Origin of the sequence: Aeromicrobium sp. CnD17-E (assembly GCF_024124745.1) — a bacterium.
Classification (GTDB): Bacteria; Actinomycetota; Actinomycetes; order Propionibacteriales; family Nocardioidaceae; genus Aeromicrobium.
The window spans coordinates 22,613-33,380 of the sequence record NZ_JAMXRU010000023.1 but is presented as its reverse complement, the minus strand read 5'-3'; the positions used below and the strand labels follow the sequence as shown (position 1 = coordinate 33,380).

The window sequence follows — 10,768 nt, the reverse complement described above, 5'->3', positions numbered from 1 at the left end:
CGGGGGCGGCTACTTCGTCTACTACGACGCGAAGCGCGGGAAGGTCAGCACCATCGACGGTCGCGAGACCGCACCCGCCGGCATCACGCGCGACGCGTTCATCGACCCGTCCACCGGCAAGCCGTACCGGTTCACGCCCGAGCTCGTCTCGTCCGGCGTCGCGGTCGGCGTCCCGGGGACGCCGGCCACCTGGGAGGCGGCCCTGCGCGACCACGGTCGCTGGTCGCTGCGCCAGGCCCTCGCCCCGTCCATCAAGCTCGCCGAGCGCGGGTTCACGGTCGACCGGACGTTCCGCAGCCAGACGCTCGACAACAAGGACAGGTTCGCGGCCTTCCCCGACACCGCCCGGCTGTTCCTGCCCGGCGGCGACGCGCCCCAGGTCGGCAGCACCTTCCGCAACCCAGAGCTGGCCCGCACGCTGTCGCTGATCGCGGCGAAGGGGCCGCGCGCCTTCTACACCGGGTCCGTCGCCCGCGACGTCGCGCGCACGGTCCAGGCGCCGCCGAAGGACCCCGCGTCCGACCTGCCGGCCCCGCCCGGCTCCATGACCGAGCGTGACCTCGCCACCTACCGGGTCGACCGCCAGGCACCGACCCGCGCGCGGTACCGCGGTCTCGACGTGTACGGCATGGCTCCGTCGTCGTCGGGCGGCATCGCGGTCGGCGAGGCGCTGAACATCCTCGAGGGCTACCGCCTGGGCGGGGGCGCCCGCCTCGGCTCGTCGCTGCACCTGTTCCTCGAGGCGTCGGCACGGGCGTTCGCCGACCGCGCGGCGTACGTGGGCGACGTCCCCGACGTCCCCGTCCGCACCCTGCTCAGCCAGCGCTTCGCCGACTCACGAGCCTGCACCATCGACCCCACGCAGGCGTCGCAGCGGCCGGTGGCGGCGGGCGCGCTCGACGGCGGCCCCTGCAAAACCCGGGCCGCGGAGGAGAAGCCGGACACCGAGAACATCTCCACGACCCACCTCTCGGTCGTCGACCGCTGGGGCAACGCCGCCTCCTACACACTCACCATCGAGCAGACCGGTGGCTCGGCGATCACGGTGCCCGGGCGCGGGTTCCTGCTCAACAACGAGCTCACCGACTTCACGGCCGTCTACGACCCGAAGGACCCGAACCGGATCGAGCCGGGCAAGCGACCCCGCTCGTCGATGTCGCCGACGATCGTGCTCGACCGCGGCCGGGTGAAGTACGTGGTCGGCTCGCCCGGTGGCGCCACCATCATCACGACGGTCCTGCAGGTGCTGCTCAACCGCATCGACCTCGGCATGACGCTGCCGCAGGCGGTCGCCGCGCCGCGCGCCTCGCAGCGCAACGCAGCCGTCACGCCGGCCGAGCCGGCCTTCATCGAGCAGTACGGCGGCCTGCTCGCCCCCTTCGGCCAGCAGCTGACGCCGTCGGGAGACGCGTTCACGTCGCAGGCGGAGATCGGTGCGGTGGCCGCGATCGAGCAGGACCGCCGCGGCCGCCTCACCGCCGTCGCCGAGCCGCAACGTCGCGGTGGCGGCACCGCCCTGGTGGTGCGACCCGACCGCCGATAGCCACGTTCTGGAACCTCATCGCCCATCTCACGAGTCAGAATGGGCGATGAGGTTCCGAATCTGCGGGATGGTGCCGGGGTCCTCCAGCACGCGCCGCAGCATGGTGCGCGCCTCCTCCTGGTCCTCGGCGGGGTACCCGCTCCCGGTGTGGCCGTCGAGGAGCAGCAGCGCATCGGTGCCGTCGGCATGGACGATGCGTGCCGCCACCTCGACCGACGCCAGGGTGCTGCCCCAGCCTGTGGCCTCGGCTGCCGCAGCCCTGAGAAAGGCCCAGAGTCCGGGCTTCGACGTGCGACTCGTCGGCGCGGACACGAGCAGGTCGGTGACGTCGGCCCACGACCACGTCGCCTCGTCGACCATCGCCTCGGCATCGACGTCGAGCCGTCGGTGCACGAGCCCCTCGGTCGTGAGCATCAGGTGATCGCGCCACGGGTCGCCGACCGCCACCGCGTCGTCGGTGGTCACCAGCCAGGCCATGCGGTGCTCGCTCATGACATCTCCCCCTCCTCAGGCGCCGCTGCGGACGCCAGCTGGTCCAGCACGTCCGCGGCCCGTCGATCGGCGAAGGCCGCCCGTCCGCCGACGGCGCTGGCCACCCCCACGATCCCTGTGGCGGGACGCCACGCCACCACCGCCCCGCAGCGCATGAGAGCGCCGTGGTGGACGGCCAGGCCGTCGTCCACCCGCCAGGCGTGGGGCTGCCGAGAGGGATCGAGCAGGCCGCCGTCGGCCGAGGCCCGCACGAGCGCCGCCATGTCGTCGAGGGTGGCCACGAGACCCGCCGCCCCGACGAACGGGCCGTCGCCGATGACCCACTCGTCGAGGGGGCGGCCCCAGATGCTCAGCGCCTCGACGACGTCGTCACGCTCGCCGGTCCTCCGGGCGATGTCGAACGCGCTCGGGTCGAGACCGGCCGGCTCGACGAGCGTGCTCCGCACCTGCTCGATCCACGGCCCGCCGACCTCCTCCAGCATCCGCGTCAGCACCGCGTAGCCGAGGTTGGAGTACTCGCCCACCACCCGACGGTGCTGGTCGACGAGCGCGTCGAGCTCGGGCAGCACGTCGTGGTCGAAGCGCTCTCGCGTCCACCGCCGGTAAGGATCGAGGAGCTCGCGGCGCTGACCTGGGGCAGTGCGCGGCAGCCCCGACCGGTGCCGGACGAGCTCGGCCACGGTGATCGGCGACGTCGAGTCGAGCACCTCCTCGACCGTCGTGTCCCACCTCCACGTGCCGCGCTCGACCATCGCGTGGGCCAGCCCGGCCGTCAGGATCTTCGACACCGAGCCCCACCGGACCGGCTGCCCCGGCCGGTGCCAGCCCGAGCCTTCGCGCCGCTCCCCGTCCTTGGTCAGCAGAAGGGCCGCGACGCTCGTCCGGAGGCTCATCGCTCCACCTCCAGGGTCCGATCGGCGAGCATGAGGAGCCCCTCCGCGTCGCCGACGTCGCTGGTCGTGCGACCGGCGAACTGGGCCACCGCGACGGTGGCACCGCTGTCGTCGAACGTCCACCGCAGCTCCGCGACGACGCCGGGCGCCCCGCCCGGCTTCGTGAAGTCGTCGTCTAGGACGGCGCGGGCCTGCGGGCCGAACAACCCGCGATGCTCCAGCAACCATGCGCCCAGGGCAGCGATGTCGGTGGACCGCGCCGTCCAGTCCAGGCCGTCCTGCCATCGGGGCGTCGTCACGGCGCGCGGATCGACGTCGACCGTCGCCGCGGCGACCCGCCTCAGCACCTCACGAGTCTCCGCGTCCCCGAGATCCGCACCAGCGGGCAGGGGTTCGGCGCCCCATCCCGCCTGCAACACCTGCTTCGTCGAGAGGAACGGGCCGGACCAGCGGCGCCCGGTGGCTTCCTCCCAGGCCGCCGTCACGCCGTCCGGACCGACGACGCGGAGCAGGGCGTCCGTCGCGGTGTTGTCGCTGGTCTGCAGCATCAGGGCGACCAGTTCGTCGATCGTGCGGCGCTCACCGGCGGCAGGCGTGCGGGCAGTGACGGGGGCCGACTGGTCGCGGGCTCCCACGCGCACCGCCTGTCGCGGCGACAGGCGACCATCGTCGATCCCGCGAGCCACGCCCGCTGCGACCACCACCTTGGCCACCGAGGCCATGGGCAACAGGTCCTCCGGCGACGCGCCGACGACCTCAGCCCGGTCCTCGCCGACCCGCAGCGCGGCTGCGGACCACCGCACGGGCAGCGTGGAAGACACACGACGGACGTCCTGCACGTCGGCCGCGGCGACACTGCGGTCGACCGCTGGACCGAACCAGAGCACGTCGATCGCTCCTCCTTCGCCTCGCTCGAGGTGTAGCAGGAGCGTCCGGCCGGCGCTCGATCGCAGCACTCGGCGAGCCACCGGTCCCTTCGTCTCCTCGTCGACGACCTCCCACGGACCGTCGTCGACGACGGCCCGGACCGCACGGGTCACCTCCGGCCACTGAGCCCCGTCGGACAACGCACTGGAGAAGTACCGCCGGTCGGCAGTGGAGAGCCCCTCGCCGTTGAGACCGTCGACGAGCCACCTCGCTGCACTCGACGCGCTAGCGCCAGGGCGCGGTGCCGGGTCCGGGCTCTCGGAGCAGCCCGCAAGCACCAGGACGGTGGCGACCGCCAGCACCAGCGACGTCCTCATGCGTCGATCTCCACAGCCGATGGCCGCCCGTCCTCGGACCGCGGCCCGTCGTCCGCCCCAGCTCCGCCCCGGCCGCGCAGCCAGGCCACGAACCGTTCCAGGTGGGAGGACACGAAGATCGTGTCGCAGGCGATCATCACCAGCGCAAAGCTCGTCAGACCCATGAACAGCGCGATCGAGAGGTGGAACGTCACCATCATCAAGACGGCCCACGGCCGCACCGACCTGGAGACGACCAGGAACGGGAACCCGATGAGCGCCAGCATGGCTCCGTAGGTGCCGAGGACGACGACGTGGTCATGCTCAAGCACCAGCGGCGACAGGGCCGGGTGGAAGTACTCCGGCGTACGCATCACGTAGTAGAGCGCCGTGCCGTCGATCCACATGTCACCCTGGGCCTTGTACAGCCCGCTCATCAGGTAGACGAGACAGATCTGCAGTGCGATCGCCAGAGCCGCGGCGTTGCTGAGCATGGTCGCCCACCACGTGTGACCGACCCGCCGGACCCGCGCGATCGGCGGCCAGTTGCTGCGCACGGACAGCCGGTCCGTGCACCGGCTGACGGCCAGCAACGGCATGACGATCATCGACAGGTTGTCGCCGCCGTCGATGAGGAACGGATTGGCCCCCCACATCGTCCAACAGACCGCCCACGCTCCAGCGATCACGAGCCGACCGCCGACACCGACGACCATCGCTACGCAGAGCACGATCCCGAGGTGATAGAGGAGCTCGAAGGCGACCGACCCGTCACCGAGCGCTACGAACAGGTTGAAGCCGCCTGCGTGACCGACGTCCTCACGCGGGTAGAACGACTCCGCGCCGAACAACACGCGCCGGTCTCCGTAGTCGGACAGGAAGAGCGACAGCTGGGCGACGCCCACGCCGATCCGAGCGGCGGCCAACCCCACGAGCGCCCGGGGCCGGTCACCGACCGACTGCAGGATGCGATCCGTGGCCGAGATCAGAGGCGCGCCCATGCGGTCTCCAGTACGTCGACGTCGCCTGTCTCACTCCACCGGTCCCGCTCGGACCACCGCGGAAAGCGGTGGATCACGTACCTCAGGCGGACCTGCGAAACTTCGCCGGCCTCGGCACAGCGGTCGGCCAATGCCCATGCGGCGAAGCGGTGCAGAGTCCGCTCGCCCCGCGCACGGCTCTCGCGCTCCTGCGGCGAGAGCTGCTCGGCACGTGGCAGCGCTTCCGGAGCGTCGCTGTCGGGTGCGTCCTCGCGGAACCGCAGGAGGAAAGGGTCCTGCAGGAAGACGTGCATGATGCCGTTGCTGACCACACGCGACATCCGGGATGGGAAGAAGCGGCTACGGTGCACCGCCTCCACCGTCGGGGTCGTGACGTCGACGAAGGGTGACTCGGCTCCGTCGGCGCACCGCACTTGTGCGGCGATGCCGCGGTCCTCGCTGATCGGGTCGGGCGCGAACAGCTGCCAGTTCTGCGAGACATATGGACTCAGCACCTGGTTCGCGCGCTCACCGTGCACGAGTGTGAGGGGGGTGATGGGCGCAGTCGTCAGGACGGCGCTTGCGAAGTACACGAAGCCCGCCACGACGACCGTAGCGAGCGCGAGGCCCCGCGTCAGGCGCGATCGCGCCGTCAACGGGGCCGCGCCGTCCTCCTGGACGTCCACGCGAGACGTCAGTCGAAGATGACGTCGACGGACGTGCCCGGCGCCGACGTCCTGGCGTAGCTGCTTCCGCCCAGGACTCCCTGGATGAAGCTGGCAGCGCGCGCCACCTCGCCGGCGTAGCGCGGAGCCTGCGCCGCGGTAAAGCCCCGACCAGCGGCGGTTGCCGCGGCGACGATGCCAGGGATGGCCTGCGGCCGAGCCTCCACGACGTCGTCCGGCTGGGCCTCGACTGCGGCCACGTAGGGCGACGCGATCACCTCGGAGTCGGCGGTGGCTGCCGACCCGAAGGTGGCGCCCGCTACGACAGTGGCGGCAGCAGCGGCCGTCACGACGATCCTCTTCTTCATCTTTCTCCCCCTCGTCCAGGGCCCCACTCCAGGACCCGCTGGGGAGAGAAACTAGCGAGACTTCCAGAACTCCTCAAGGAAAGTTGCACGTCACACCCACTTGCGGGACGCGCCGGCAGGTTCGCCTGCTTCGCGCCTCTCGCAGATCGCGCCGTCTGCCCTTCTCAGACCTGGCCGGCAGCCTTCATGTCGCGGCGCAGCTCGGGCGGGAGGGCGAAGGTGAGGGTCTCGTCGGCGGTGCGCACGGCGGCGGCGTCGGGGTGGCCGTGCTCGGCGAGGTAGGTGAGGACGTCCTGGACGAGGTCGTCGGGCACCGAGGCACCGGACGTCACGCCGACGGTCTCGACGCCGTCGAGCCACTCCTCCTGGAGCTCGCTGACGTCGTCGATGCGGTAGGACGCCGACGCGCCCGCCTCGAGCGCGACCTCGACCAGGCGCACCGAGTTCGAGGAGTTCGAGGAACCGACGACGATGACCAGGTCGGCGTCCTTCGCGATCTCCTTGACCGCGACCTGACGGTTCTGGGTGGCGTAGCAGATGTCGTCGGACGGCGGGTCCTCCAGCTGCGGGAACTTCTCGCGCAGCCGGCGGACGGTCTCCATCGTCTCGTCGACGCTCAGGGTGGTCTGCGAGAGCCACGACAGCCGGGTGCCCTCGGGGAACTCGAGGGCGTCGACGTCGTCCGGGCTCTCGACGAGGGTGATGTGCTCGGGCGCCTCGCCCGCAGTGCCCTCGACCTCCTCGTGGCCCGCGTGTCCGATGAGCAGGATGCGGTAGTCCTCGGCGGCGAAACGGCGGGCCTCGTGGTGGACCTTGGTGACGAGTGGGCACGTGGCGTCGATCGTCTTCAGGCCACGCTCGGCGGCCTGCTCGTGCACCATCGGCGAGACACCGTGGGCGGAGAACACGACCGTCGCACCCTCGGGCACCTCGTCGAGCTCCTCGACGAACACGGCTCCGCGCTCGGCCAGCGTGTTGACGACGTGCTTGTTGTGCACGATCTGCTTGCGGACGTACACCGGCGCCCCGTAGAGGTCGAGCGCCTTCTCGACGGTGATGACCGCGCGGTCGACGCCGGCGCAGTAGCCGCGCGGGTCGGCGAGGAGCACGCTCCCGCCGACGGGGGGCATGCCGAGGTCCACGTGGGTCGTCATAGGTGCATCGTACCGACCGCCGACAGACCGCGAGCCCGTCGGCGCGACCCCGCCAGCCGCCGACCGCCCGGTCGAGGCACGGGAATCTCAACGGAGCACGGAGAGCATTCCGTGCTTCGCTGAGGAAACCGTGCCCGGCGGGAGATTCCCAGGGCGACCTGGGAATCTCCCACCTCCTAGGCTGAGGCGCATGGCGCTCGACACGACGGCGGACTCCCCCGCGCCCCTGCGGCAGGTGTCGACGCTGATCGGGCAGTGGGTGGGGCGGCTGGGGGCGATCTGGGTCGAGGCCGAGGTGGCGCAGCTGACCCGACGTCCCGGCGTCTGCTTCCTCGTGCTCCGCGACCTGCGGGCCACCCTCTCGATCCGCGCCACCTGCCACGTGTCCGTCCTCGACGCGTCGGCCGCGCCCGTCACCGAGGGCGCGCGCGTGGTGGTCCACGCCCGGCCGGAGTTCTACGAGCCGAACGGCTCGCTCACCCTGCAGGTGCGGGAGATCCGTCCTGCCGGCGAGGGCGAGCTGCTCGCCCAGCTCGAACGACGCAAACAGCTGCTCGCGGCCGAGGGGCTCTTCGACGCCCGGCTCAAGAAGCCGCTGCCGTTCCTGCCCGGCACCGTCGGGCTGGTCACCGGACGCGCCTCGGCCGCCGAGCGCGACGTGCTCGAGAACGCCCGCCTGCGGTGGCCGGGCGTCCGGTTCGTCGTCCGGCACGCGCTCATGCAGGGAGCCGGCTCGGCGCGCGACGTCGTGGCCGCCGTGCAGGAGCTCGCTCCGCAGGTCGACGTGCTCGTCGTCGCCCGCGGCGGAGGATCGCTGGAGGATCTCCTGCCCTTCTCCGACGAGTCGCTCGTGCGCGCGGTGCACGCCTGCCGGGTGCCCGTGGTCAGCGCCATCGGGCACGAGCAGGACACGCCCCTGCTCGACCTCGTCGCCGACGTCCGCGCCTCCACCCCCACCGACGCCGCCAAGCGCGTGGTCCCCGACGCCGCCGAGGAGCAGGACCGGATCGCCCACGCGCGCTCCCGACTGCGCCGCGCCGTCACGACCTTCGTCGAGCGCGAGGCGCACGGACTGGCGCAGCTGCGCTCACGCCCCGTCCTCGCCGCGCCGCACGTGCTCGTGGACACGCAGCACGACGCCCTCACCCACCTGCGCGAGCGCGCCGACCGCGCCCTGCGGCACCGGCTCGACCGCGAGCACGACGCCGTCGGGCACCACCTGGCGCGCGTGCGGGCGCTGTCGCCGCTCGCCACCCTCGAGCGCGGCTACGCGGTCGCGCAGACCCCCGACGGGCACGTGCTGACCTCCGTGGCCGACGTGCCCGCCGCCTTCGTGGTGCGCCTCGCCGACGGCAGCGCCCACGTCACGACCGACCGCACCGAGGAGACCCCGCATGCCGACTGAGCCCGACCCCGCCCCCGACCTCTCCTACGAGCAGGCCCGCGAGGAGCTGGTGTCCGTCGTGCAGCGGCTCGAGACCGGCGGCGTCGGTCTCGAGGAGTCGCTCGCCCTCTGGGAGCGCGGCGAGCAGCTCGCCACGGTGTGCCAACGCTGGCTCGACGGCGCGCGTGAACGTCTCGACCGGGCCGCCCGAGGCGACGACGAGGCTCAGGACAGCGACGCGACGTAGCATTCGAGCGTCGTCCGGTCGACGTCGCTCGTCACGACCGCCGTCGTGTCCTCCCGCGGTCCCGGGACCACGCGCGAGTACGTGGTCTCGTCGTCCGGCGACGACCAACGCGTCCACGTCTGGTCGCCGATCTCGACCTCGTCGACGCGCTCGCTGCCCGGCACCAGCTCCTCGACCGTGGCCTCCTCGGCCCCCGGGGCCTGCTGGATACCGATGAACCGCTGGTCGTCGGTGAGCGTGCCGAGGCTCCACACCTTCTCGCGCACCCGCGACGAGGTGACCTTCCAGCCCTCGGGTAGCGACGTGGGCGCCAGCAGGTCGGCGCCCGTCTCACGCTCTGCCCCGGGCAGCACCGCCGCGTAGTCGACGGCCGGCACCCGCGGCTCCTTCGGGGCGTTGCCGTAGAAGAGGTGCGCCACCCCCCAGACGACGAGCAGGCCGACACCGAGCACGCCGACCGACCGGATGATGTCGCCGAGCTTCGGGTTGCCGCGGCTCGAGCCGGCCATGCGTCCTCCAGGATGTAATCTCGCCGCAGACGCGGCCCGTTCGTCGGCACACCGCCGCGAGTGCGGCTACGCTCCGCAGCATGGTCGTGCACAAGCTCTCCGACGCCGCAGCATTGATCGGCGTCAGCGATGACACCCTACGTCGCTGGCAGCAGCAGGGCCGGTTCAGCCCGGTCGACGTCGACGGCCGGGCGGGCATCGAGGGCACCGAGCTCGCGCGCCTCGCGGCGGAGCACGCGGCCACGCCCGACCACGGGCCGGAGCACATCAGCGCCCGCAACCAGCTGCGCGGGATCGTCACCCGCATCACCAGCGACACCGTGATGGCGCAGGTCGAGCTGGTCTGCGGTCCGTACCGCGTCGTCTCCCTCGTCAGCCGGGAGTCCGTCGACGCGCTCGGGCTCGAGCCCGGCAGCGTCGCCTGGGCGACCGTCAAGTCCACGAACGTCTCCCTGGAGGTCTCGTCATGAAGAAGCTTGCGACCGCCGCGGCCGCCGCCGCTCTGCTGCTCCCCCTCGCCGCGTGCGGCAACGACGACGCCGTCGACCCGCGGGCCGACGTCGACAGCACGCTCGTCGTCTACGCCGCCGCGTCGCTGAAGGGCACCTTCACCGAGCTGGCGAAGGAGTTCGAGGCCGCGAACGAGGGCGTCACCGTGCAGCTGAGCTTCGGCGGCTCCTCCGACCTCGTCTCACAGATCAGCGAGGGGGCGCCCGCGGACGTCTTCGCCTCCGCCGACGAGAAGAACATGGACACGCTCGTGGGTGACGACCTGGTGTCCGGCGACCCCCAGGACTTCGCGTCCAACACGCTCGTCATCGTCACGCCTCCCGACAACCCGGGCGACGTCACGTCCCTCGACGACCTCGCGGACCCCGACCTCGACGTCGTGGTCTGCGCACCGCAGGTGCCCTGCGGCAGTGCCGCGCAGAAGCTCGCCACCGCCGCCGGCGTCACCCTCGCGCCCGACAGCGAGGAGCAGTCCGTCACGGACGTGCTCACGAAGGTGACGTCAGGCGAGGCCGACGCCGGACTCGTCTACGTGACCGACGCGAAGGGTGCCGGCAACAGCGTCCGCACCGTCGAGGTGCCGCAGGCCTCGCAGGTCGTCAACACCTATCCGATCGCGGTGCTCTCGGACGCCAAGCAGCCCGGCCTGGCCCGCGACTGGGTCGAGCTGGTCACCGGCTCGCAGGGCCAGAAGGTGCTGCGCGCCGCCGGCTTCGCCCGACCGTGAGCCCTCGGGGCGCGCCGCTCGCACCCGAGGTGCCGCAGGGGACGAGGACCCGACGCACCCAGCGCACGGCCGG

13 protein-coding genes are annotated in these 10,768 nt (G+C 72.1%); 5 read left to right on the top strand and 8 right to left on the bottom strand.

Annotated elements, in window-relative coordinates; genetic code table 11:
• Window positions 1-1,543, top strand: a 1,543-nt coding sequence (gene ggt / locus NH339_RS06970; protein WP_253023824.1) for a gamma-glutamyltransferase, incomplete at its 5' end; no start/stop codon positions are given.
• 27 nt (window positions 1,544-1,570) lie between these two features.
• Here the strand turns inward: ggt and NH339_RS06965 are convergent.
• The 7 genes from NH339_RS06965 to NH339_RS06935 form a co-directional block, all read right to left on the bottom strand.
• On the bottom strand, window positions 1,571-2,035 hold the full coding sequence (locus NH339_RS06965) for a hypothetical protein (protein ID WP_253023823.1): 465 nt from the start codon (window positions 2,033-2,035) through the stop codon (window positions 1,571-1,573).
• Entirely contained in the window at window positions 2,032-2,928 is an 897-nt protein-coding gene (locus NH339_RS06960) for a serine hydrolase (RefSeq protein WP_253023822.1), read from the bottom strand. The genes NH339_RS06965 and NH339_RS06960 overlap by 4 nt, the downstream gene beginning before the upstream one ends.
• A complete protein-coding gene (locus tag NH339_RS06955; protein WP_253023821.1) occupies window positions 2,925-3,767 on the bottom strand; it encodes a serine hydrolase in 843 nt (280 codons plus the stop codon). Before NH339_RS06955 ends, NH339_RS06960 begins: the two co-directional genes overlap by 4 nt.
• Window positions 3,768-4,168: 401 nt before the next feature.
• Complete coding sequence (locus NH339_RS18825) at window positions 4,169-5,056, bottom strand: HTTM domain-containing protein (protein ID WP_253023820.1); 888 nt, start codon at window positions 5,054-5,056, stop codon at window positions 4,169-4,171.
• Between the two features lie 80 nt (window positions 5,057-5,136).
• On the bottom strand, window positions 5,137-5,817 hold the full coding sequence (locus NH339_RS06945; protein WP_253023819.1) for a DUF5819 family protein: 681 nt from the start codon (window positions 5,815-5,817) through the stop codon (window positions 5,137-5,139).
• A gap of 8 nt (window positions 5,818-5,825) precedes the next feature.
• Window positions 5,826-6,164 (bottom strand): hypothetical protein, encoded by a 339-nt coding sequence (locus tag NH339_RS06940; protein ID WP_253023818.1) that lies wholly within the window; start codon window positions 6,162-6,164, stop codon window positions 5,826-5,828.
• Window positions 6,165-6,328: 164 nt separating this feature from the next.
• Window positions 6,329-7,318, bottom strand: a complete 990-nt coding sequence (locus NH339_RS06935) for a 4-hydroxy-3-methylbut-2-enyl diphosphate reductase (protein WP_253023817.1) — start codon at window positions 7,316-7,318, stop codon at window positions 6,329-6,331.
• A 190-nt stretch (window positions 7,319-7,508) separates the two neighbouring features.
• On the opposite strand from NH339_RS06935, the gene xseA reads away from it, so the two are divergent.
• Window positions 7,509-8,723 (top strand): exodeoxyribonuclease VII large subunit, encoded by a 1,215-nt coding sequence (gene xseA, locus NH339_RS06930; RefSeq protein ID WP_253023816.1) that lies wholly within the window; start codon window positions 7,509-7,511, stop codon window positions 8,721-8,723.
• Entirely contained in the window at window positions 8,713-8,949 is a 237-nt protein-coding gene (locus NH339_RS06925; protein WP_253023815.1) for an exodeoxyribonuclease VII small subunit, read from the top strand. Before xseA ends, NH339_RS06925 begins: the two co-directional genes overlap by 11 nt.
• Here the strand turns inward: NH339_RS06925 and NH339_RS06920 are convergent.
• Complete coding sequence (locus NH339_RS06920; protein WP_253023813.1) at window positions 8,928-9,458, bottom strand: DUF4245 domain-containing protein; 531 nt, start codon at window positions 9,456-9,458, stop codon at window positions 8,928-8,930. The two genes, NH339_RS06925 and NH339_RS06920, sit on opposite strands and share 22 nt — an antisense overlap.
• An 80-nt stretch (window positions 9,459-9,538) precedes the next feature.
• Between NH339_RS06920 and NH339_RS06915 the strand changes: the two genes are divergently transcribed.
• Together NH339_RS06915 and modA are read left to right on the top strand one after the other, a co-directional pair.
• Window positions 9,539-9,928, top strand: a complete 390-nt coding sequence (locus NH339_RS06915; RefSeq protein WP_253023811.1) for a molybdopterin-binding protein — start codon at window positions 9,539-9,541, stop codon at window positions 9,926-9,928.
• The gene (gene modA, locus NH339_RS06910; protein WP_253023809.1) at window positions 9,925-10,695 is read left to right on the top strand and encodes a molybdate ABC transporter substrate-binding protein; all 771 of its coding nucleotides are present in this window, start codon (window positions 9,925-9,927) and stop codon (window positions 10,693-10,695) included. Before NH339_RS06915 ends, modA begins: the two co-directional genes overlap by 4 nt.
• Window positions 10,696-10,768: the final 73 nt, after the last annotated feature.

Coding starts and splice junctions, on each gene's coding strand:
- NH339_RS06965 (WP_253023823.1), bottom strand. CDS start 2,035: ATGAGCGAGCACCGCATGGCCTGGCTGGTGACCACCGACGACGCGGTG.
- NH339_RS06960 (WP_253023822.1), bottom strand. CDS start 2,928: ATGAGCCTCCGGACGAGCGTCGCGGCCCTTCTGCTGACCAAGGACGGG.
- NH339_RS06940 (WP_253023818.1), bottom strand. CDS start 6,164: ATGAAGAAGAGGATCGTCGTGACGGCCGCTGCTGCCGCCACTGTCGTA.
- NH339_RS06935 (WP_253023817.1), bottom strand. CDS start 7,318: ATGACGACCCACGTGGACCTCGGCATGCCCCCCGTCGGCGGGAGCGTG.
- xseA (WP_253023816.1), top strand. CDS start 7,509: ATGGCGCTCGACACGACGGCGGACTCCCCCGCGCCCCTGCGGCAGGTG.
- NH339_RS06925 (WP_253023815.1), top strand. CDS start 8,713: ATGCCGACTGAGCCCGACCCCGCCCCCGACCTCTCCTACGAGCAGGCC.
- NH339_RS06920 (WP_253023813.1), bottom strand. CDS start 9,458: ATGGCCGGCTCGAGCCGCGGCAACCCGAAGCTCGGCGACATCATCCGG.
- NH339_RS06915 (WP_253023811.1), top strand. CDS start 9,539: ATGGTCGTGCACAAGCTCTCCGACGCCGCAGCATTGATCGGCGTCAGC.
- modA (WP_253023809.1), top strand. CDS start 9,925: ATGAAGAAGCTTGCGACCGCCGCGGCCGCCGCCGCTCTGCTGCTCCCC.